Origin of the sequence: Streptomyces barkulensis (assembly GCF_002843305.1) — a bacterium.
GTDB lineage: Bacteria > Actinomycetota > Actinomycetes > Streptomycetales > Streptomycetaceae > Streptomyces > Streptomyces barkulensis.
Genome location: NZ_PGSG01000089.1, coordinates 1 through 20001, shown reverse-complemented (window position 1 = coordinate 20001; position 20001 = coordinate 1). Strand labels below are relative to the sequence as shown.

Here is a 20001-nt window from a genome sequence, read left to right as displayed (position 1 = left end):
CGAACCGAGGTCGCGTTCGGGTGCCGCCTCCGGCCCCCGGCCCGGGGGCGGCCCTATGGACAACTGTGACGCACACCACTGACAAACGGCGCGGTGACCCGATCGCGTAAGGTCGGCGGGATGGCGAGGTATTTCGACGTGCACCCCGACAACCCCCAGCAGCGCACCATCGGCACCGTGGTGGACGGCATCCGGTCAGGCGGGCTCATCGCGTACCCCACGGACTCCTGCTTCGCGCTGGGGTGCCGGCTGGGCAACCGCGACGGCATCGCCCGGATCAGGTCGATCAGGAACCTCGACGACCGCCACCACTTCACCCTGGTGTGCCGGGACTTCGCGCAGATGAGCCAGTTCGTGCGCATCGACAACGACGTGTTCCGGGCGATCAAGGCGGCCACGCCCGGCAGCTACACCTTCATCCTTCCCGCGACGAAGGAGGTGCCGCGCCAGCTGCTGCACCCGAAGAAGAAGACGGTCGGGGTCCGCATCCCCGACCATGTCGTCACCCGGGCCCTGCTCGACGAGCTCGGCGAGCCGCTGCTGTCCAGCACCCTGCTCCTGCCCGGCGAGGAGGAGCCGCTGACGCAGGGCTGGGAGATCAAGGAGCGGCTCGACCACGTGGTCGACGCCGTGCTGGACTCGGGCGACTGCGGCACCGAGCCGACCACGGTCGTCGACTTCTCCGGGGGCGAGGCGGAGATCGTACGCAGGGGAGCGGGCGACACCTCCCGGTTCGAGTAGCCGGGCCGACGGCCCCCGTCCCCCTCCCCGACGCCCTGTCCCCGACACCCCCGATGGAGACATCGACATGACGAGCACACCGCCGGTCACGCTGGAGGACGTCCGCGACGCCGCGGCGCGGATCGAGGGCGTCGCCCACCGCACCCCCGTGCTGCGCTCCCGCACCCTGGACTCCCTCGCCGGCGCGGAGGTCTTCCTCAAGTGCGAGAACCTCCAGCGCATCGGGGCCTTCAAGTTCCGCGGCGCCTACAACGCCGCCTCACGCCTGTCGTCCGAGCAGTTGGCCCGGGGCATCGCCGCCTACTCCTCGGGCAACCACGCGCAGGCCGTCGCCCTGGCCGCGCGTGAGCTGGGCACCACCGCGGTGATCCTGATGCCCGAGGACACCCCGCGCTCCAAGCTGGAGGCCACCGCCGGATACGGCGCTCAGATCGTCACCTACGACCGCTACACCGGCGACCGGGTCGCCCTGGGCGAGGCGCTGGCCGCCGAGCGCGGGCTGACGCTGATCCCGCCCTACGAGCACCCGCACGTCATCGCCGGCCAGGGCACCGCCGCGCTGGAACTGATCGAGGAGGTGGGCGAGCTCGACGCCCTGGTGGCCCCGGTCGGCGGCGGCGGGCTGATCGCCGGCAGCGCCACGGCCGCCAAGGCCCTGCGGCCCGGGATCCGGGTGATCGGCGTCGAGCCGGAGGCGGGGGACGACACCAGGCGGTCGCTGGAGGCGGGAGGGCGCGTCTCGATCCCCGTGCCCCGCACCATCGCCGACGGTCTGGCCGCGGAGAGGCCGGGGGAGCTGACCTTCTCCGTCAACCGCAGGCTGGTCGACGAGATCGTCCTGGTGGACGACGACCGGATCCGCGACGCGATGCGACTGGCGTTCGAACGGCTGAAAACGGTCGTCGAGCCCAGCGGCGCCGCCGCCCTGGCGGCCGTGCTCGCCGGGCTTCCGGACCCCTTGCCGTCCCGCGTCGGCGTCATCGTCTCCGGCGGCAACGTCGGCGCGCAGCGCTTCGCCGAGCTCCTCGGGAGCTGATCCGGCCGGGACACGCCCTAGTGGCCGTGGTCATCGCCCTGCGGCGGGCGGAGGGAGGCGCCCGGCACGGCGCCGGAGAACTGTCCGGCGGCGCCGTTCCGGGCCCCTTCGGGCCATACGAGCACCTGGTAGCCGACGGCCACGATGTCGGGCACGGCCCAGGCGCTCAGCTCCGTCGCGCTCCCGCCCGGCGCCAGCTCACCCTCGAAACCGCCGTCGGCGGCGGCCCTCCGGGCCATGCCGCCGACCTCGACTCCCACCCACTGGACCTCCACCGCGTCCAGGTCGAGGGGTGTATCGCCGTTGTTGGTCAGCTGCACGCGCAGCCCCAGCGGCTCGCCGCTCTGCCCCAGCAGCTTCTCGCGGGCCCCGGCCAGCCGCCTTTCGTCCACCGTGCCGCCCTGGACGTCGGTGTGGTCGGCCGGACGCAGCCGTCCCAGCACCGTCGCCGTCGCCTCCAGGCCGTCCGGCCAGGCGAAGGTCTTCCCGGTCGGCACCGCCGACGGCCCGGCGGACGCGGCTTGGGAGGGTCCGGCGGTCGCCGGGGCGGAGGGGCCGGGGGTGGCCGAGGGGGCCGGCTCGCCCCCCGCGCCGCAGCCGGCGAGGGGCAGGGATAAGGACATCAGAACCGCTGCGAGCACGGTTCGGCGCATGGGGACTCCAGCGGGCGGCATCGGGCTGACAACGGCGAGGCCGACGGTAGCGTCCCGCCCCCGGCCCGTAAAGATCGGCGGCCCGCGTGCGCGCTCCCTCGTCCGGGGCGCCGGTGCCGGGCGCGTCCGGGCGGGGTGCCCGCTGTCACTCCTCGATCACCGCGACCGTGTCCAGACCGACCTCGTGCAGGGTCCGCAGGACGGTCGGGCCGGCCCCGCGGACGGTCAGTACGGCGTTCTCCGGCCGTCCGGTGGCCGCACGGAGCAGGGCGTAGGCACATGACAGGTCGATGTGATCGAGATCGTCCATCTCCAGCACGACTTCGTGGGCGCCGAGCAGTCGCGGGTCCACGAGCCGCTCCTCCAGTCCACCGAGTGTTCCGGAGTCCAGTCGGCCGGAGAAGCTGAGCACGGCGCGGCGGCGTCCGGCCTCGGTGATCGTCAGGTTCGGGCGGTGTGCCCGTGCGGTGGGTTGCGGCTCGGATGCCATGACGGCCTCCTCCGTGTGCCGACCGGCGGTGGTTGTGCGCCTGTCTTCGTCCTCTCCCTCCAGCTTCTCACCACCGCCCCTGCCCTGACCGGTGGCCGCCGGCCCGGGCGGGGCGGGGCAGGGCAGGGCGAAGCGGCGCGGGGCGACCGGCTCGGGGGGCCGCTCCGCCGGGACCGCCCCGGTCGGCGGGATCACCCCCGCCGCGGTCGAGGACATGCCGGACGCCCCGCCCGCGGCGGGATCCGCAGGCGGGCCCAGGACCCGATCGCCGGGACCGACGTGTCCTGAGGCCGCCAAAGCCACCGCGTGGAGGGCCGGCGGGCCCGGCCGGGCCCGCCGGCCCCTCAACCTTCCCGGGTCACAACGTCCTTGACCACCCGTTCACCGGGCCGGCCGCGGCGGCCGGACGGGGACCGGACCAGGGACGGCAGCGCGCCGGACGGGTCCGTCCGGCACATGTCCGCCGGGGCCCCGTGCCACAGCGGGGCCTGTTCCCGGATCTGTCTGAGCATGACACCCTCGCGCAGCCCCCACGGGGAGAGTGTGAGGGTCTCTATCTCCATGCACCGCATGGCCGTGTGCGCTATCACGGCTCCGGCCAGGGACTGCCGGGCGCGGGCGGCGGAGATGCCGGGCAGCTCCGCGCGGGCGGCCGCGGGCAGCAAGGCCAGCCGTTCCACGGCCGCCTTGAGGTCCCCGCGCTCGATGCGGCGTGTGACGAAGGGGCCCAGCTTCCCGGGAGGGGCCCCGCACAGCCGGGCCAACTGCTGGAAGGTGCGCGAGACGGCCACGGCGGTACGGGGACGCTCCCAGTGGATCCGGACCGCGACGTCCCGCAGCTCGTGGCGTACGCGGCGTCTCAGTTCCCTGACCGCGCCGGCCGGCGGGGGGTCCGCCTCCCCGAAGTACTCGCGCGTCATCCGTCCCGCGCCCAGCGGAAGGGAGGCCACGAAGCCGGGCGTCCTGTCCCGGCCGAAGGCCACCTCCAGCGAGCCGCCGCCGATGTCCAGCAGCACCATCGGGCCCGCCTGCCAGCCCATCCACTGCCGGGCCGCCAGGAACGACAACTCCCCTTCCGTCACACCCGACATGACGTACAGGGGCACCCCGGTACCGCCGTGGACGGCCTCCAGGATCTGGTGGCGGTTGGGCGCGTCCCGGATGACCGCGGTGGCGAAGGCGAAGGGCTGCTCCACCCCCCAGCGGGCGGACTCCTCCCTCACCTCGGCGACCGCGGCCACCACGGCGTCCACCGCCCGCTCGCCGAGCCGTCCGTCCGGCCCCACGTGCTCGGACAGCCTCAGCCGCCGCTTGGCCGTGTGCACCGGCAGCGGTATGTCACCGCCGCAGTCGGCCACCACCAGCCGCACCGTCTTGGACCCCACGTCCACAACCGCCAAACGCATGGAGGGCTCGTGCCCCCCGGTGCCGTGCGGCATGCCATCACCCCCCGGGCACAGGCGCAGACCGGCCATGTCCCGCCGGCGTCCCGCCGATGTCGCGGGCACCGCGCCATTTTGCACCGGCCCGCCGGGGGCAGAAGTACCGCAGTGAGCAGGGAGGTGGGCCGTCGTGTGCGAGTCGTCGCTGCGGGCCGTGGGGTGGGCTCGGTCACTGCCGGTGGCCAGCGGGGTGAAGGCCGCACGGGAGTGGGCGCGCGGTCATCTGGAGTCACTGGGGTGGGCGGAGTCGGCCCCGGAGACGGTGGACGCGGTGCTGCTGACCGTCTCGGAGCTGGTGACCAACGCGCACGTGCACGCCCACAGCGCCGCCCAGTTGGTGCTGACGTGGGACAACCGGTGCCTGCACGTGAGTGTGCGCGACTCCTCGGCCGACCTCCCCGCGCCCCGCTCCCCCAGTGTCGAACGGACCTCGGGGCGCGGCATGTTCCTCGTCGGCGCTCTGGCCGACGAGTGGGAGGCCCGGCCCTGCACGGGCGGCAAGGCCGTCACCGCCTGCTTCCGTCCGCCCGGCCGGCCCGCCGGGTGATCTTTGCGGGCCGGCCGGGCGGACGAGCCCCGCCACCGGGTGCCGTCAGTCCAGCGCCAGCACCGCCGAGACGGCCCGGCGCAGCACCTCCTCCGGGTCCGGGACCGGCCCGGCCGAGCGCCACGCCACGAACCCGTCGGGACGCACCAGCACCGCGCCGTCCGGCTGCGTGCCGTGGGTGCGCGCCCAGTCCGCTCCGTCCTCGGGCACGAGGTCGGCGTCCGTCCCGGCTCCGATCCGGTACGGCGTCAGCGGCACGGACAGCTTCTCGGCGACCCGGCCGGCCGCCTCGTACCACCCGGCCGCCGTGCCGGCTCCGGTGATCAGGACCGGGGAGCGCTCGTACAGGTCCAGGGTCGAGATCCGCTCCCCGGCGCGGCTGAGCCACATGTGGGGCGCCCGGCTGCCCGGCTCACCCGTCAGGCCCAGGTCCCCGGGGACGGGCGGCGCCTCGGGGTCGGTGCCCACGACGGCGCCCCGCGGATAGCGGTATCCGACGGCCACGGCGAGGATGCCGCCCTGCGGACCGCGGCCCTCCGCGCCGGGGGCCGGGGTGTAGCCGGGGTGCTTGTGCTCCGCGGAGCGCGCCGAGGCGCGGGCGGCGGTGGCCTGCGCCACCGGGCGGCGCTCGGCGTCGTAGGTCTCCAGCAGGCCCGGCCCGGCCCAGTCCCCGAGCACGGCGGCCAGCTTCCACGCCAGGTTGTGCGCGTCCTGGATGCCGGTGTTGGAGCCGAAGGCGCCGGTGGGGGACATCTCGTGGGCCGAGTCGCCGGCCAGGAGGACACGGCCGGCCCCGTAGCGCAGGGCCACCCGTTCCGCCGCGTGCCACGGCGCCCTTCCGGTGATCTCCACGTCGATCCCGGACACGCCGACCGCGCGGCGGATGTGCTCGGCGCACCGCGCGTCGGTGAACTCCTCCAGGGTCTCACCGTTCTCGGGGTGCCAGGGGATGTGGAAGACCCAGTGCTCCCGGTTGTCGACCGGCAGCAGCGCCCCGTCCGCGTCCGGGCCGGTCAGATAGCACATGACGAAGCGCCGGTCGCCCACCACCTCGGCGAGCCCCCGGGAGCGGAAGGTGACGCTCACGTTGTGGAACAGCTCGCCGGGGCCGCTGTGGCCGATGCCGAGGCGCTCGCGTACCGGGCTGCGCGGGCCGTCCGCGGCGACGAGGTAGTCGGCGCGGATGGTGGTGTGCTCCCCGGTCTCCCTGCTCCTGACCACGGCCGTGACCCCGTCCGGGTCCGGCTCGAACGTCGTCAGTTCGGTGGAGAACCGCAGGTCGCCGCCGAGTTCGCGGGCGCGCTCCAGCAGAACCGGCTCCAGGTCGTTCTGGCTGCACAGGCACCAGGCGCTGGGGCTGAGGCGGGCGAGCGCGCCGCCCGGCTCGATCTCCTGGAACAGCCACCGGCCCTCGTCCCCGGTCAGCGAGGGGGTCTGGAGGATGCCGTGGTTGCCGGACAGGACCGACGCCGCCTCCCTGATCCCCGGTTCGACACCCGCCACCCGGAACAGTTCCATCGTCCGCACGTTGTTGCCGCGTCCCCGCGGGTGGGTCGAGGTCCCCGCATGCCGTTCGACAAGCGTGTGCCGCACGCCGAGGCGGCCGAGGAACAGCGAGGCGGACAGGCCCACCAGGGAACCACCGACGATGAGGACGGGGGTCCTGTGGTCGGCTTCTTCGTTCATGTCTTTCCTCCAGCACATCGATTTCGCCGGTACGTGCACACGCGCGTCCCGGACGGTTATGGATGCCACCGAGGCGTCCGTTTCGCCCGTCCTTCACCCGGTTGATTCTGACGGTTTGCGAGTCCGGAAAGAGCATCACATGATCAGTTCTCATGACGACTGACGCCGAGTCAACGCCCTCGGCAGTCCCACCGTTCGCCAATGGAAAGGCTCCCAGGATGGCGGTCTCGGGTCGCGCGCCCCAGGTGCCGGGCCGTGTCTCCCAGTCGGTGTTCGACGGCTCCCGGCTCCGGGCCGTCCTGCTGGTGGACCTTCAGGAGGGAGCCCAGCAGCGCTTCCTCGACGCCTACGAGCGCATGTGCGCCCAGGTGGCCTCCGTGCCCGGCCACATCAGCGACCAGCTCTGCCAGTCCATCGAGAACCCGTCCCAGTGGCTCATCACCAGCGAGTGGGAGAGCGCGCCGCCCTTCCTCGCCTGGGTGAACAGCGAGGAGCACCTGGAGACGGTCAGACCGCTGCGCGCCTGCGTCCGCACCATGCGGCCGCTGCGTTTCGGCATCCTCAGGGAGACCCGCGGCGGCGGGCACGCCGCGGCCGCTCCGGGCGGGCAGACGCCGCGGCCGCCCGTCCGTCTGGGCGACGGCACGGTGCACCACGCCCTGACCTACACCGTCCGGCCCGGCAGCGAGTCCAAGGTCGCGGAGATCCTGTCCGCCTTCGACCCGCCCGACCCCGATGTGGACGACGCCACCCGACTGCTGCGCACCTCGGTGTTCCTGCACGGCGACAGGGTCGTGCAGACCGTCGAGGTGCGGGGCGATCTGTCCGCCGCCCTCGGCCACGCCATCGGCCGGCCCGAGGTCCGCGCGGTCGAGGAGGCCCTCGCCCCCCACCTGGAGCGGGAACGGGACCTCGGCGATCCGCAGTCCGCCCGGGTCTTCCTCACCCGGGCGGCGATGCCGGCCGTGCACCGCGCAGCGTCCGGCGGGCCGAAGTCGCCCCGGGCCCGGCGGCACGCCCTGTACTACCCGGCCCGGGAGGGCCGCGGCACGGACCTGGCGCGGCTGATCGCCCGGCGCGATGAGAGCGCCGCGAACGACCCGCACGACCCGGTCCGCGCCGTCACCGTCTTCCAGCGCGACGACATCGTCGTACGGATGGTCGAGGTGGAGGCCGAACCGGACTCCGTTCCCGTCCGGGTCCTCGGCCTCGGCGAACCGGGCGCCCTCACCGAGGCCGCCGGCCTGCTCGACCTCGAAGCGCTCGGCCTCGACCGTCCCCCGGCCGGTGAACGCGACCTCCTGCGCCTGCTGGCGCACGCCGGCATGCGCCTGGTCACCGACCGGAGAGCACCGCACTCCTGACCCCCGCCGGCCGCGGCGCCGGCCGGTCCCGTCCGCACACCGCCCGCCCCTTTCCACTCCCATGGAGCGAACGACCATGACCCAGCAGTCCCCACGCATCGTCGACCTCTCCCAGACCGCGCCCAACCGCAGGCGCGGAGGCGATCTGCGCGCCATGCTCACCCCCACCACCGTCGGTTCCACCAGCGGCTTCATGGGCCTGGCCATCGTGGAGCCCGGCGACCGCATCGGCGAGCACTACCACCCGTACTCCGAGGAGTTCGTCTACGTCGTCAGCGGCCGCCTGGAGGTGGACCTGGACGGGGAGCCCCACCCCCTCGCCCCCGACCAGGGGCTGATGATCCCCGCGTACACACGGCACCGGTTCCGCAACGTCGGCGACACCGAGGCACGCCTCGTCTTCCACCTGGGGCCGCTGGCCCCCCGTCCGGAGCTCGGGCACGTCGACACCGAGGAGACCACGGCGGACGACCACGCCGCCGGCGACCGGGCCGCGCAGCCCACCGGGGCGTCCTCGTGACGCGACGCGTGGCCGTCACCGGTCTGGGCGTGGTGGCACCGGGCGGTATCGGCGCCGAGGCCTTCTGGGACCTGCTGGCGAACGGCCGCACCGCGACCCGGGGCATCACCCTCTTCGACCCGGCTGGCCTGCGCTCACGGATCGCCGCGGAGTGCGATTTCGAGCCACTGGCGCACGGCCTGACGGTGCGACAGACCGAACGCTGCGACCGCTACGTGCAGTTCGCACTGGTCGCCGCCGCGGAGGCGGTCGGCGACGCCGGTCTGGAGACGGAACACGAGGACCCCTGGCGCCTGGGTGTCAGCCTGGGCACCGCGGTCGGCGGCACCACCCGGCTGGAGCACGACTACGTCCTGGTCAGCGAGCGCGGCTCGCGCTGGGACGTCGACCACCGGCGGGCCGGTGCGCACCTGCACCGGGCGTTCTCCCCCAGCACCCTCGCCTCGGCGGTCGCGGAGGAGTTCGGCGCCCGCGGCCCGGCGCAGACCGTGTCCACCGGCTGCACCTCCGGGCTGGACGCCCTCGGTTACGCCTTCCACGCCATCGAGGAGGGCCGCATCGACGTCTGCCTCGCCGGCGCGGCGGACTCCCCTATCTCGCCGATCAGCATGGCCTGTTTCGACGCCATCAAGGCCACCTCCCCCAACAACGACGACCCCGCGCACGCCTCCCGGCCGTTCGACGCCGACCGCGACGGCTTCGTGATGGGAGAGGGCGGCGCGGTGCTGGTGCTGGAGGAGCTGGAGCACGCCCGGGCCCGCGGCGCGCGCGTGTACTGCGAGATCACCGGCTACGCCACCTACGGCAACGCCTACCACATGACCGGACTGACCGGTGAGGGTCTGGAGATGGCGCGGGCGATCGACACCGCCCTGGACCATGCCCGCACGGACGGCTCGGATATCGACTACGTCAACGCGCACGGCTCGGGCACCCGGCAGAACGACCGCCACGAGACCGCGGCGGTCAAGCGGTCCCTGGGCGCCCACGCCTACGGCACGCCCATGAGCTCGATCAAATCCATGGTGGGCCACTCCCTCGGCGCCATCGGCTCCATCGAGGTCGCCGCCTGCGTCCTGGCCCTGGACCGCCAGGTGGTGCCGCCCACCGCGAACTACGAGACCCCGGACCCCGAGTGCGACCTGGACTACGTGCCGCGCGCGGCGCGTGAGCGGAGACTGCGGAACGTGCTGTCGGTGGGCAGCGGCTTCGGCGGCTTCCAGTCCGCGGTGGTGCTGAGCGGGCCGGGCTGGAGGACACCATGAACCCGCCAGGCGCGCGGCGCGCGGTCGTCACCGGCATCGGAGTCGTCTCACCGGGCGGAGTCGGCGCGGACGCCTTCTGGAAGTCGGCCGCGGAGGGCCACAGCCTCCTGGACCGCGTCTCCCGGGAGGGCTGCGGCCATCTGCCGCTGAAGGTCGCGGGCGAGGTCCGCGGCTTCGACCCGGCCGCCGTGATCGAGGGCAGCCACCTCGTCCAGACCGACCGGTTCACCCACTTCGCGATGGCAGCCACCTCGCTCGCACTGGAGGACGCCCGGCTCGGCCGCGCCGACATCGGCTCCCCGTACTCGGTGGGCGTGGTCACCGCCGCGGGGTCCGGCGGCGGCGAGTTCGGGCAGCGCGAACTGCAGAAGCTGTGGGGGCAGGGCTCGCGCCACGTCGGCCCATACCAGTCCATCGCCTGGTTCTATGCGGCCAGCACCGGCCAGATCTCCATCCGCGGCGGTTTCAAGGGGCCCTGCGGTGTGGTGGCCGCCGACGAGTCGGGCGGTCTGGACGCCCTGGCGCACGCCGCCCGCGCCGTGGTGCGCGGCACCGACACCGTGGTCGCCGGTGCGGCCGAGGCGCCGCTGGCCCCGTACTCGATGGTCTGCCAGCTGGGCTACCCCGAACTCAGCACCGGGGGCGACCCCGAACGCGCCTACCGCCCCTTCACCCCGTCCGCCCGCGGGTTCGTCCCCGCCGAGGGCGGGGCGATGCTCGTGCTGGAGGAGGAGGGCGCGGCCGTCGACCGCGGCGCCGAGCCCCGGGCGGTGGTGGCCGGCCACGCCGCCACCTTCACCGGGGCGTCCCGCTGGGAGTGCTCCCGCCAGGGGCTGGCCCGGGCGATCGGCGCCGCACTGGCGGAGGCGGGCTGCGCGCCCGGGGAGGTCGACGTCGTGTTCGCCGACGCCCTCGGTACGGCCGAGGCCGACCGGGCCGAGGCCCTGGCGATCACCGACGCCCTGGGCCCGCACGGCCGGCGCGTGCCCGTCACCGCTCCGAAGACGGGGACCGGCCGCGCCTACTGCGGGGCACCCGTACTGGACGCCGCGGCGGCCGTGCTCGCCATGGAGCACGGCCTGGTGCCCCCCACCCCCAACGTCTTCGACGTCTGTCACGACCTGGACCTGGTGACCGGCCGGGCGCGCTCCGCGGAGCTGCGCACCGCCCTGGTCCTCAGCCGGGGACTGATGGGCTCGAACGCGGCGCTCGTGCTGCGGCGCGGCGCCGAATCCCCCACCGACCGAAGGAGTGCATCCGCATGACCGACCAGATGACGGGCCAGGTGACCGTCGAGGAACTGGCCGCGCTGATGAAGCAGACGGCGGGTGTCGCCGTGGACCCCGGTGACCTGCGGCAGCGGGCCGGCTCCGGTTTCGACGCCTTCGGCCTCGACTCGCTCGGGCTGCTGGGCGTCGTGGGCGAGCTGGAGAAGCGCTACGGCCGGGACATGCCGGAGCGGGCCGAGCAGTGCAGGACTCCCCGCGAGTTCCTCGACTTCGTCAACGGCGTTCTGACAGCGGAGGCATGAGATGGCCGGGCACACCGAGAACGAGATCGTCATCGCCGCACCCCTGGACCTCGTCTGGGAGATGACCAACGACATCGAGAGCTGGCCGCGGCTGTTCAGCGAGTACGCATCCGTCGAGATCCTCTCCCGCGACGGCGACACCACCACCTTCCGTCTGACCATGCACCCGGACGAGAACGGCACGGTGTGGAGCTGGGTGTCACAGCGGACCGCCGACCGCGACGCCCTCACCGTGCGGGCCCACCGCGTGGAGACGGGCCCCTTCCAGTACATGGACATCCGCTGGGAGTACGCGCAGACCTCCGAGGGCGTGAGGATGCGCTGGACGCAGGACTTCGCGATGAAGCCGGACGCACCGGTCGACGACACGTGGATGACGCGGAACATCAACCGCAACTCCCGCGTCCAGATGGCCCTCATCCGGGACCGGATCGAGCAGCGCGCCCGGCGCGCCGGCGAGCCCGCGGCCATGGCCGACTGAGAAGGGATCCTTTCCGTGCACCACACCCTGATCGTCGCCCGGATGGAACCGGGGGCGGCGCCGGACATCGCGAAGGTGTTCGCCGAGTCCGACCGCGGCGAGCTGCCCCACCTGGTGGGTGTCGCCCGGCGCAGCCTCTTCCAGTTCGGCGACGTGTACATGCACCTCATCGAGAGCGAGCGGGATCCCGGACCGGCCATCGCCCGGGCCGTGGACCACCCGGAGTTCCGCGCCGTCAGCGAGCGGCTGACGGCGTACGTCCGGCCCTACGACCCCCAGACCTGGCGGGGCCCGAAGGACGCCATGGCGCGGTGCTTCTACCGCTGGGAGCGCGACGGCGCGACCGTGCCGCCGCGCTGAAGGGGCCCTGCTCCGCCGCAGGGGCCGGGACGACCGGGCGGACGGGACCGGTGGAACCGCTCTCCGTCCGCCCGGTCGTCCCGTGTCCGCACTCCTTCGGATGCACCGTCCCCGGAAGACGGGCCGGCCCGCGCCGCCGGGGCGTGACGGCCCGGTGCCGCCGCCCGTTGCGGGCCGGCCGGGGGCGGTGACGGACGCGGCGGAGGCCGGCCGGCGCACGAGCCGGCCTCCGCCGCGTCCCGGTCCCGTCACGTCCGGGCGGGGGGCTCCGGAAGACGGTCTTCGGCCCGCCGTACTCCTTCCGGAACATCCCGCGCCGTCAGCCGCGCGGAGGGCGGCGGACGGTGCGGGGCGGCGGGGTATCCGGCGTACCGGCCGACCGCTTCACCCTCCTGTCCGTTCCGTCCCCCCGAGGAGTTCACATGCCGTCCGCAGCCTCCGACGTCGTCGAGCTGATCCTGCGCGACCACCGCAGGATGGAGGATCTCTTCCGCACGATGCGCAACGCCGAGGCCGACCGGGCCGGCGCACTGGGCGAGTTCGCCGGCCTGCTGGTCGCCCACTCGCTGGCCGAGGAGGAGAAGGTCTACCCGGCCCTGCGGCGCTACAAGAACGTCGACGACGACGATGTCGAGCACAGCGTGCACGAGCACGGCGAGGCCAACGAGGCGCTGCTCGCCCTGCTGGAGGTGGAGGACACCTCCTCCAAGGAGTGGGACGAGAAGCTGGAGGCGCTCGTCACCGCCGTCGACCACCATGCGGACGAGGAGGAGCGCACCCTGCTGAACGGTGCCCGCGAGAACGTCGCCGACAGCCGGCGCGCCCGGCTCGGGGAGGCCTTCGCGAAGGCGCGTGCCGAACACCTGGACGCCGACTGCGGAAGCGTGGAGAACGTCCGCGGGATCGTGGCCTCCAGCGGCGGCTGACCGGCCGTCGCCGAAGGGGGCGGCCGGTCAGCCGCTCTACCCAATGAAGCGATACCGCTGTACACAGGGCTACGAGCCGGTTACGACTTGGCAAGGAGCCGCCATGCCCGAACCTTCCGCACCCGCCGCACCGACCGGACCGGAGAACAGGCCGAGATCGATTCTGCTGTGGACCGCCGTCGCCCTCCTCGGCGCGGTCGGCTGGGGCATGTTGGCCCTGGCCCGGGGGGAGGAGATCTCCGCGATCTGGCTGGTGGCCGCCGCCCTGGGCTCGTACGCCATCGCCTACCGCTTCTACTCCCGCTTCATCGCCCGGCGCGTCCTCCAGCCCGACGACAGCCGCGCCACCCCGGCCGAGCGGCTGGAGGACGGCGTCGACTACCACCCCACCGACCGCCGTGTGCTGTTCGGTCACCACTTCGCCGCCGTCGCGGGGGCCGGACCGCTGGTCGGCCCGGTGCTGGCGGCCCAGATGGGCTATCTGCCGAGCACCATCTGGATCGTCGTCGGCGTGATCTTCGCCGGGGCGGTCCAGGACATGATGATCCTGTTCTTCTCCATGCGCCGGAACGGCAAGAGCCTGGGCCAGATGGCGCGCGACGAGATCGGCAGAGTGGGCGGCGCCGCAGCGCTCATCGGCGTCTTCGCCATCATGATCATCCTGCTGGCGGTACTCGCGCTGGTCGTCGTCAACGCGCTGGCCCACTCCCCCTGGGGCACCTTCTCGGTCGCCATGACCATCCCCATCGCCCTGTTCATGGGCTTCTACCTGCGCTATCTGCGACCGGGCCGGGTCGTGGAGACCAGCGTCATCGGTGTGGCCCTGTTGCTGCTGGCGATCCTCGCCGGTGGCTGGATCCAGGACTCCTCGCTGGCCGACACCTTCACCTGGAGCCCCACGACCCTGGTGTTCTGCCTGATCGGCTACGGCTTCGTCGCATCCGTGCTGCCGGTGTGGATGCTGCTGGCCCCCCGCGACTACCTGTCCACCTTCATGAAGGTGGGGACGATCGTCCTGCTGGCGGTCGGTGTGGTGATCGCCGCGCCGACGCTGAAGACCGATGCGGTGACCCCCTTCGCCTCCTCGGGCGAAGGCCCGGTCTTCGCCGGGGCGCTGTTCCCCTTCCTGTTCATCACCATCGCCTGCGGCGCGCTGTCCGGCTTCCACGCGCTGGTGTCCTCCGGCACCACGCCGAAGCTGATCCAGAAGGAGTCGCAGGTCCGGATGATCGGCTACGGCTCCATGCTGATGGAGTCCTTCGTGGCCGTCATGGCGCTGGTCGCGGCCTGTGTCATCGACCCGGGCCTGTACTACGCGATGAACGCCCCGGCGGGCATGCTGGGCACCACCGTGGAGAGCGCCTCGCAGGCTGTGGCGGACCTGGGCTTCAGCATCACCCCCGACCAGCTGGCCGCGGCGGCCAGTGCAGTCGAGGAGGAGACCCTGATCGCGCGCACCGGCGGCGCGCCCACCCTGGCGGTCGGCATGGCGGAGATCTTCTCCCAGGTGTTCGGCGGCGCCGGGATGAAGGCCTTCTGGTACCACTTCGCGATCATGTTCGAGGCGCTGTTCATCCTCACCACGGTGGACGCGGGCACCCGGGTCGGCCGCTTCATGCTCCAGGACATGCTGGGCAACGTCTGGAAGCCCATCGGCCGGGTCACCTGGAAGCCGGGAATCTGGATCACCAGCGCCCTCGTCGTCGGCGCCTGGGGCTACTTCCTCTACGTCGGCATCACCGACCCGCTCGGCGGGATCAACCAGCTCTTCCCATTGTTCGGCATCGCCAACCAGCTGCTCGCCGCGATCGCCCTCACCCTCGCCACCACCTTGCTGATCAAGGCCGGGAAACTGCGCTGGGCCTGGGTGCCGGGCCTTCCGCTGGCGTGGGACGTGGCGGTCACCTTCACCGCCGGCTGGCAGAAGATCTTCTCCGACGACCCCAAGGTGGGCTTCTTCGCCAACCGCGAGCGTTTCGCGGAGGCCATCGACGCCGGCCAGGTCCTGGCTCCGGCCAAGAACATGGACGACATGCACACGGTGGTGCTCAACCAGACCGTCGACGGCGTGATCATGGCCCTGTTCCTGCTGGTGGTCGCCACGGTGATCGCCAACGCGGCCGTGGTGTGCGTACGCGCCGTGCGGTCCGCCGAGCCGCTGCCGACCACCGAGGCGCCCTACGTCGAGTCCCGGATCGGGGTCCCGGCCTCGTGGTCGTCGGGCGACGGGAAGGAGAAGGGCAGGGAGCCGGTGGGGGCGGGCGAACGATGACTGCCGCACTGCTCGGCAGGGCGGCCCGGCTGCTGCGGGGGGTGCGCTGGTATCTGCGCGAGTTCTCCGGTGAGGCGGACTACGAGCGCTTCCGCCTCAGGCACCTGCGTGAGCACCCGGGCGAGCCGGTCCCCTCCTGGCGCGACTACGAACGGCGACGCGCCCGGCACCGGGAGGAGCACCCGCAGAGCCGCTGCTGCTGACGCCTTCGGGGAGGCCTCCGCCGGCGGCGGTGGAGTGCCTCCCGGCGCCCGCACGGATACTGGTCCCCATGGGCTCACCCGCACCGGGCGGGGAGCCTGTGGGGAGGTGTGCGGTGTCGCGGCGGCCGACGGCGAAGTCCCTCACCCCCGCGCAGCGGCGGGCGGTTGTGGCGTCCGATCCCGCGACGGGAGAGCTGGCGGGGAGCCCGGCTACGGGCGCCGCGCTGCGGGACAGGGGCCTGGCCGTGGCGTACGGGCCGGCGGGCAGGTACTACCTGACCGAGGCGGGGCTGGCGGTGCGCGAGGAGTTGCGCGAGGGATCGGTTCCGGTCGCGCCCGGGTCCCCGGCAGCCCCGCCTGCGGCGGCCGCTCAGCCCGCTCCGGCCGCTCCCGCCGGGCAGGCCGGGGCCGCGGGTTCCGGCGCGTTCGCCGCGGCGACCGGTGACGGACCGCCGCAGCAGGAGGCCCCCGGGCTGCGCGCCGCCGCCGTGGCCCGTGCCTGGGCCGGGCTGCTGGAGATACGCCGTGTCACGGACGGCTCCGCCGGTACCGGCCCGGGCGCCCCGGCGCCCTGGGAGCGGGCGCGGATGGTCTGGGCGGTGTCCCTGGCCCTGGAGGCCGCGGGCGTACCGCCGTCGGCGGTGGACACGAGCGGACGCCGGACCCGGGCGGGGTACCGCGTCCTCGACTCCGGCGAACCGGGCACGGTACGCGTGGAATGGCGGGGCCCCACCGCCTCCGCCGGACGCGAGCGGGCCGAACGGGAGCTGAGAGTGTGTGCGGAGCATCTGACCGGGTGCGGCTGGGAGGCGTTGCTCTACTGGGGGGCTCGCCGTATCCCTTTTCTGCTGGTCACGCCCGGTGTGCCATGAGGTTCCGGGTGGTGCGGCACGCCCCTGCGGGCACACGGGGGTGCCGTGCCGGGTACACGGTCAGCGTGCCGGGTCGGAGACCGGGTCTCCGTGTCCGGCGAACGCGTCGGCGCGGACGTTGGGCGTGGGGCTGCCGGTCACGCGGTAGCGGCCGTTGGGCAGGTCGTCGCAGACGGTGACGCGGACGGTGAGCGGGCCGGCCCACTCGTATCCCTTCCGCTCCCCGTGGCGTGCCAGGCTGTCCGCCAGGAGCTGCCCTGTCCGACCGCCGCGCCGCGCCAGTTTCCCGTGCACCGCGGCGGAGAGCTCGACCTCGTAGGCGTTGGGAACCACCACACGGCTGTGGCTGCACACCACGGCGTGGTCGTCGCACTCGCGCCGCAGGGCGTCGAGGAGTTCGACCGGTTCCCTGCGGAGCACCTTGGCCAGCAGTGAGTGCTCCCAGCTCTCGACCCTGCGTTCCCATCGGTTCAGCGTTCCCATGACAGAACTCGTGCCCGGGTCGGGTCGCCGCATACGCCCGGGAATGCCCGGATCCTTTCCGGTCCCGGATCTCCCGGCGGGCGCCCGCCACACGCGGAGAACGGCGCCTCCCTCCGGTCCGCGGCGATCGCACGACGGGGTCGGAAACGGGGCCGGAAACGGGAAGGCGGGCCGCGGAACGGGACAAGGCCGCCGCTTCACGGGAAGCGGCGGCCTTGTCCCGGCACGGATCACCCGGCGGTTCGGCCGGCCGGCTCGTGCCGGTACGGGGGGCGGGGCCCGGCGGGTTTCCCGGTCCCGCGGTGGCCGCGTCTCACGCGGCGCGCTCCTCCTCGCGCGGGACGGAGGACCTCGACGGCTCGCCCGCCGGGAGGTCCGGCACGGCCCGCAGGTGGCGTTCGCGCGGGGCCTCGGCGGGCTCCGGGCCGGCCTCGCCCAGCATGCGCTCCTCGTACCGCCCGAGGGCGAGCATCACGCACAGCAGCAGAGGGGGTATCACAAAGGCGGCGACAGCCACGGGGGACTCCTTGTTCGGGGAAGGGTTCGACTCTGTTCCGCGTTGCCTCCCTGATCGGACGGAAACCCCCGTAAGGCGCCTTTTGAGGCGTTCGGGTGGCCCGCGCCGGCCGTCACAGCCATCCGTTGCGCCGGAAGGCCCGGTACAGGAAGCCGGCCGCGGCGGCCATCGAGGCCACGGCCAGCGGATAGCCGAAGTCCCATTCCAGTTCCGGCATGTGCTCGAAGTTCATGCCGTACAGGCCTGCGACCATGGTGGGTATCGCGAGGATCGCCGCCCATGCCGAGATGCGGCGCATGTCGTCGTTCTGCCAGGTACCCACCCTGGCCAGGTGGGCGTCGAGCGCGGAGTTGAGCAGCTCGTCCAGGGACCGGACCTCGGTGTCGGTGCGGTGCAGATGGTCGGCCACGTCCCGGAAGTAGGGCAGCGCCCCCTGCGGCCACCTCGACCGCGTCTCGGCGGCGAACTCCCGCGCCACCGGGACCAGGGGCCGGATCGCGTCGCGGAACTCCAGGACCTCCCGTTTGAGCGAGTAGATCTCCTCGGTGAGGTCGTCGCGGGACGGGGAGAAGACGCAGCGCTCCAGCCGGGTGAGGTCGGTGCGCACCCGGCCGGCGGCGTCGCCGTAGCCGTCCACCACCACATCCAGGACGGCGTGCAGGACCGAGACGGGGCCGAAGCGCAGCGTCGCCGGGTCTGCGGCCAGCCGGCGGGCGGCCTCGGCGGCCGGGTCGGCCGGTCCGTGGCGGACGGTCATCACGAAGCGGGGGCCGAGGAAGACCATCACCTCCCCCGTCTCCACCTCCCCCGTCTCCGCGTCCGACTCCTTTTCGACGTACCACAGCGTTCTCAGCGCCACCGCGTGCACGTCGCCGTACCGCTCGTGCTTGGGGCGCTGGCGCGCGTGGACCGCGTCCTCCACCGCCAGCGGGTGCAGTCCCAGCTCGGTGGTCAGCTCGGCCACCTCGCGCTCGGTGGGAGAGTCCAGGCGCACCCAGCCGAACTCCCCCTCGCCCAGATCGCGCAGGTGTTTGAGCACCGTCCGCCCCGCCTCGCCGGGCCGCTCGCAGCCGACCTGCCGGGCCGTTCCGTCCTCTTCCCGGTAAATCACACACTCCATGTCACACGGATGCTTCACCTGCCCGGTTCCATGCGTGGCCGCCCCACGGCTCCGGCGCCCGCGCCGCCTCGCGGGCCCTGCCGAGCACCGCCGCGATGCGGGCGGCCGAGGTGCCCGGGCCGGTGGGCCCGCTCGGGAGGCCCGCTCCGCCCGGCGGCGGGGCGCCGGGACCACCGGCCGGGCCGTCGTTCATGTAGCGGCTGGAGCGCATGTGCCACTCGTGGCCGCTCGCCTGCCAGTCCTGGAGACCCTTGGCGTACGCGAGCACGTCCGCGCAGGACTTCGGGTCCAGACCGTGCTCGGCGAACAGCGGCGGCAGTTCGGTGAGTGCCGTGTGCTCGAACTGCTGGAGCCGGGAGGTGATCAGGTCGTTGACGGCGTCGGCGGCCTGCTGGGTGCCGCAGTCGAGGAACGTCTCGAAGACCAGGACACCGTTGGAGAGTTCACCCTCGTCCTCGACCTCGCGCTGGTAGGAGAAGAGGTCGTTGCGCAGGTGGACCGCGTCGGAGAAGGCATCCCTGAGCACCCGGACCGGTCGGCTCGCCGCGACCGCCCCGGGCACCTCGGCTTCCGCCGCGAACTCCACCAGGCCCGCCGACCAGGGAGCGCCGCCGCCCTTGCGTGGGCCTGGATCCGCTGGCCGTACTCGGCGTTGTGCAGCAGGCCGAACTCGGGATTGTTGATCAGCTCGTGCTCCTGCCGCTCGCGCAGCGCCTCGACGGTGAGCCGCAACTGCTGTTCGGTCTGGTTCATCGGCTTGTTGTAGAGGTCCGCCACGCGGGTGTGGACCCGCAGCACGGTCTGGGCGACGCTGAGTTCGTACTCGCGCGGGCAAAGTTCGTGGTCCACGAAGGTGCCGGGCAGTTCGGGCTCTCCGCTGTGGCCGGACGCCACGGCGATCTCGGCCTCGCCACGTTCGTTCTGCCGCTGCCGGGGGAGGGCGGCGAACTGCGCGACGTGGTCCCGCAGGGCGGGTGAACTCTCCTTGACTTCCTCCCCCTCCTGAAGGAGGGGGATTCCTACGGCTCGCGCCGTGGGGTTTTCTGCTTCATCGCCGACTGCCCGCCCGGAGTACTCCGTTGAGGTCTTACACCAGCTCCACAGACAGACGCCGTCAGCCCGACGGCCAGGATGTTCTTCGCCGCGTTCACGTCCCGGTCGTGGGCCGTCCCGCAGTCGCACGTCCAGGTGCGGACGTTCAGCGGCATCTTGTCCTGCAAGGTGCCGCAGGTCGAGCACAGCCTGGAGGAGGGGAACCATCGGTCGATCGCGATCACCTCGCGGCCGTACCACTGGGCCTTGTACTCCAGCATGCTCCGGAATTCCGACCAGGCCGCGTCGCTGATGGCGCGGGCCAGGCTCCGGTTCTTCACCATGTTCCGGACGGTGAGGTCCTCGATCACGATCGTTTGGTTTTCACGAACGAGCCGAGTGGTGAGCTTGTGCAGGTGGTCACGCCTGCGGTCGGTGATGCGGGCGTAGACCTCGGCAG

General features: G+C 73.1%; 22 protein-coding genes and 2 pseudogenes. 14 read left to right on the top strand and 10 right to left on the bottom strand.

Annotation, left to right across the window (positions count from 1 at the left end; translation table 11 throughout):
• The first annotated feature begins 120 nt into the window (after positions 1–120).
• On the top strand, positions 121–741 hold the full coding sequence (locus CUT83_RS17395; protein ID WP_093848778.1) for an L-threonylcarbamoyladenylate synthase: 621 nt from the start codon (positions 121–123) through the stop codon (positions 739–741).
• 67 nt (positions 742–808) lie between these two features.
• Complete coding sequence (locus CUT83_RS17390) at positions 809–1777, top strand: pyridoxal-phosphate dependent enzyme (RefSeq protein ID WP_101256776.1); 969 nt, start codon at positions 809–811, stop codon at positions 1775–1777.
• A gap of 17 nt (positions 1778–1794) precedes the next feature.
• On the opposite strand, the gene CUT83_RS17385 is transcribed toward CUT83_RS17390, so the two are convergent.
• The 3 genes from CUT83_RS17385 to CUT83_RS17375 form a co-directional block, all read right to left on the bottom strand.
• Positions 1795–2430, bottom strand: coding sequence for a hypothetical protein (locus tag CUT83_RS17385; RefSeq protein WP_101256775.1), 636 nt, complete (start codon positions 2428–2430; stop codon positions 1795–1797).
• A 145-nt stretch (positions 2431–2575) separates the two neighbouring features.
• Positions 2576–2920, bottom strand: a complete 345-nt coding sequence (locus CUT83_RS17380) for an STAS domain-containing protein (RefSeq protein WP_101256843.1) — start codon at positions 2918–2920, stop codon at positions 2576–2578.
• Positions 2921–3264: 344 nt separating this feature from the next.
• On the bottom strand, positions 3265–4326 hold the full coding sequence (locus CUT83_RS17375) for a Ppx/GppA family phosphatase (protein WP_101256842.1): 1062 nt from the start codon (positions 4324–4326) through the stop codon (positions 3265–3267).
• 166 nt (positions 4327–4492) lie between these two features.
• On the opposite strand from CUT83_RS17375, the gene CUT83_RS17370 reads away from it, so the two are divergent.
• The gene (locus CUT83_RS17370) at positions 4493–4909 is read left to right on the top strand and encodes an ATP-binding protein (RefSeq protein WP_101256774.1); all 417 of its coding nucleotides are present in this window, start codon (positions 4493–4495) and stop codon (positions 4907–4909) included.
• A 45-nt stretch (positions 4910–4954) separates the two neighbouring features.
• On the opposite strand, the gene CUT83_RS17365 is transcribed toward CUT83_RS17370, so the two are convergent.
• The gene (locus tag CUT83_RS17365; RefSeq protein ID WP_101256773.1) at positions 4955–6595 is read right to left on the bottom strand and encodes an FAD-dependent oxidoreductase; all 1641 of its coding nucleotides are present in this window, start codon (positions 6593–6595) and stop codon (positions 4955–4957) included.
• A gap of 218 nt (positions 6596–6813) precedes the next feature.
• Here CUT83_RS17365 and CUT83_RS17360 point away from each other — a divergent pair, with 218 nt between their 5' ends.
• The 11 genes from CUT83_RS17360 (at position 6814) to CUT83_RS31390 (ending at position 16389) form a co-directional block, all read left to right on the top strand.
• Positions 6814–7959 carry a SchA/CurD-like domain-containing protein gene (locus tag CUT83_RS17360; protein ID WP_240957857.1) on the top strand — a complete coding sequence of 382 codons (1146 nt, stop codon included), beginning with the start codon at positions 6814–6816 and terminating at the stop codon, positions 7957–7959.
• 76 nt (positions 7960–8035) lie between these two features.
• Positions 8036–8479, top strand: coding sequence for a cupin domain-containing protein (locus CUT83_RS17355; RefSeq protein WP_101256771.1), 444 nt, complete (start codon positions 8036–8038; stop codon positions 8477–8479).
• Positions 8476–9744 carry a beta-ketoacyl-[acyl-carrier-protein] synthase family protein gene (locus tag CUT83_RS17350; protein WP_101256770.1) on the top strand — a complete coding sequence of 423 codons (1269 nt, stop codon included), beginning with the start codon at positions 8476–8478 and terminating at the stop codon, positions 9742–9744. The genes CUT83_RS17355 and CUT83_RS17350 overlap by 4 nt, the downstream gene beginning before the upstream one ends.
• Positions 9741–11009: a beta-ketoacyl synthase N-terminal-like domain-containing protein gene (locus CUT83_RS17345; protein ID WP_101256769.1), complete on the top strand. Its 1269-nt coding sequence runs from the start codon at positions 9741–9743 to the stop codon at positions 11007–11009. Before CUT83_RS17350 ends, CUT83_RS17345 begins: the two co-directional genes overlap by 4 nt.
• A complete protein-coding gene (locus CUT83_RS17340) occupies positions 11006–11275 on the top strand; it encodes an acyl carrier protein (protein WP_093848769.1) in 270 nt (89 codons plus the stop codon). The genes CUT83_RS17345 and CUT83_RS17340 overlap by 4 nt, the downstream gene beginning before the upstream one ends.
• 1 nt (position 11276) lies before the next feature.
• Positions 11277–11756, top strand: a complete 480-nt coding sequence (locus tag CUT83_RS17335; RefSeq protein WP_101256768.1) for an SRPBCC family protein — start codon at positions 11277–11279, stop codon at positions 11754–11756.
• A 15-nt stretch (positions 11757–11771) separates the two neighbouring features.
• Positions 11772–12116 carry a TcmI family type II polyketide cyclase gene (locus tag CUT83_RS17330; protein ID WP_101256767.1) on the top strand — a complete coding sequence of 115 codons (345 nt, stop codon included), beginning with the start codon at positions 11772–11774 and terminating at the stop codon, positions 12114–12116.
• Positions 12117–12538: 422 nt separating this feature from the next.
• Positions 12539–13042 carry a hemerythrin domain-containing protein gene (locus CUT83_RS17325; RefSeq protein ID WP_101256766.1) on the top strand — a complete coding sequence of 168 codons (504 nt, stop codon included), beginning with the start codon at positions 12539–12541 and terminating at the stop codon, positions 13040–13042.
• A 103-nt stretch (positions 13043–13145) separates the two neighbouring features.
• Complete coding sequence (locus CUT83_RS17320; protein ID WP_101256765.1) at positions 13146–15314, top strand: carbon starvation CstA family protein; 2169 nt, start codon at positions 13146–13148, stop codon at positions 15312–15314.
• Positions 15311–15517 carry a YbdD/YjiX family protein gene (locus CUT83_RS17315; protein ID WP_101256764.1) on the top strand — a complete coding sequence of 69 codons (207 nt, stop codon included), beginning with the start codon at positions 15311–15313 and terminating at the stop codon, positions 15515–15517. Before CUT83_RS17320 ends, CUT83_RS17315 begins: the two co-directional genes overlap by 4 nt.
• Before the next feature lie 113 nt (positions 15518–15630).
• Positions 15631–16389, top strand: a complete 759-nt coding sequence (locus CUT83_RS31390; protein WP_277347711.1) for a hypothetical protein — start codon at positions 15631–15633, stop codon at positions 16387–16389.
• 60 nt (positions 16390–16449) lie between these two features.
• Here the strand turns inward: CUT83_RS31390 and CUT83_RS17305 are convergent, their stop codons facing one another.
• The 6 genes and pseudogenes from CUT83_RS17305 to CUT83_RS17280 form a co-directional block, all read right to left on the bottom strand.
• Positions 16450–16872 (bottom strand): DUF3662 domain-containing protein, encoded by a 423-nt coding sequence (locus CUT83_RS17305; protein WP_101256763.1) that lies wholly within the window; start codon positions 16870–16872, stop codon positions 16450–16452.
• Between the two features lie 313 nt (positions 16873–17185).
• Positions 17186–17389: a hypothetical protein gene (locus CUT83_RS17300; RefSeq protein WP_101256762.1), complete on the bottom strand. Its 204-nt coding sequence runs from the start codon at positions 17387–17389 to the stop codon at positions 17186–17188.
• Between the two features lie 112 nt (positions 17390–17501).
• Positions 17502–18509: a magnesium and cobalt transport protein CorA gene (locus tag CUT83_RS17295; protein WP_101256761.1), complete on the bottom strand. Its 1008-nt coding sequence runs from the start codon at positions 18507–18509 to the stop codon at positions 17502–17504.
• A gap of 55 nt (positions 18510–18564) precedes the next feature.
• Positions 18565–19131: pseudogene (locus tag CUT83_RS17290) on the bottom strand (terpene synthase family protein); the annotation flags it as partial.
• Positions 19131–19586, bottom strand: a pseudogene (locus CUT83_RS31015) (hypothetical protein); the annotation flags it as partial. The pseudogenes CUT83_RS17290 and CUT83_RS31015, both read right to left, overlap by 1 nt.
• A partial coding sequence (locus CUT83_RS17280) for an RNA-guided endonuclease TnpB family protein (RefSeq protein WP_143688532.1) occupies positions 19529–20001 on the bottom strand: 473 nt, incomplete at its 5' end. The pseudogene CUT83_RS31015 and the gene CUT83_RS17280, both read right to left, overlap by 58 nt.

Excerpts from the sequence above, each read along its gene's own strand:
- CUT83_RS17395 (WP_093848778.1), top strand. The coding sequence starts at position 121 with ATGGCGAGGTATTTCGACGTGCACCCCGACAACCCCCAGCAGCGCACC.
- CUT83_RS17390 (WP_101256776.1), top strand. The coding sequence starts at position 809 with ATGACGAGCACACCGCCGGTCACGCTGGAGGACGTCCGCGACGCCGCG.
- CUT83_RS17385 (WP_101256775.1), bottom strand. The coding sequence starts at position 2,430 with ATGCGCCGAACCGTGCTCGCAGCGGTTCTGATGTCCTTATCCCTGCCC.
- CUT83_RS17380 (WP_101256843.1), bottom strand. The coding sequence starts at position 2,920 with ATGGCATCCGAGCCGCAACCCACCGCACGGGCACACCGCCCGAACCTG.
- CUT83_RS17375 (WP_101256842.1), bottom strand. The coding sequence starts at position 4,326 with ATGCGTTTGGCGGTTGTGGACGTGGGGTCCAAGACGGTGCGGCTGGTG.
- CUT83_RS17365 (WP_101256773.1), bottom strand. The coding sequence starts at position 6,595 with ATGAACGAAGAAGCCGACCACAGGACCCCCGTCCTCATCGTCGGTGGT.
- CUT83_RS17360 (WP_240957857.1), top strand. The coding sequence starts at position 6,814 with ATGGCGGTCTCGGGTCGCGCGCCCCAGGTGCCGGGCCGTGTCTCCCAG.
- CUT83_RS17355 (WP_101256771.1), top strand. The coding sequence starts at position 8,036 with ATGACCCAGCAGTCCCCACGCATCGTCGACCTCTCCCAGACCGCGCCC.
- CUT83_RS17345 (WP_101256769.1), top strand. The coding sequence starts at position 9,741 with ATGAACCCGCCAGGCGCGCGGCGCGCGGTCGTCACCGGCATCGGAGTC.
- CUT83_RS17340 (WP_093848769.1), top strand. The coding sequence starts at position 11,006 with ATGACCGACCAGATGACGGGCCAGGTGACCGTCGAGGAACTGGCCGCG.
- CUT83_RS17335 (WP_101256768.1), top strand. The coding sequence starts at position 11,277 with ATGGCCGGGCACACCGAGAACGAGATCGTCATCGCCGCACCCCTGGAC.
- CUT83_RS17325 (WP_101256766.1), top strand. The coding sequence starts at position 12,539 with ATGCCGTCCGCAGCCTCCGACGTCGTCGAGCTGATCCTGCGCGACCAC.
- CUT83_RS17320 (WP_101256765.1), top strand. The coding sequence starts at position 13,146 with ATGCCCGAACCTTCCGCACCCGCCGCACCGACCGGACCGGAGAACAGG.
- CUT83_RS17315 (WP_101256764.1), top strand. The coding sequence starts at position 15,311 with ATGACTGCCGCACTGCTCGGCAGGGCGGCCCGGCTGCTGCGGGGGGTG.
- CUT83_RS17305 (WP_101256763.1), bottom strand. The coding sequence starts at position 16,872 with ATGGGAACGCTGAACCGATGGGAACGCAGGGTCGAGAGCTGGGAGCAC.
- CUT83_RS17295 (WP_101256761.1), bottom strand. The coding sequence starts at position 18,509 with ATGGAGTGTGTGATTTACCGGGAAGAGGACGGAACGGCCCGGCAGGTC.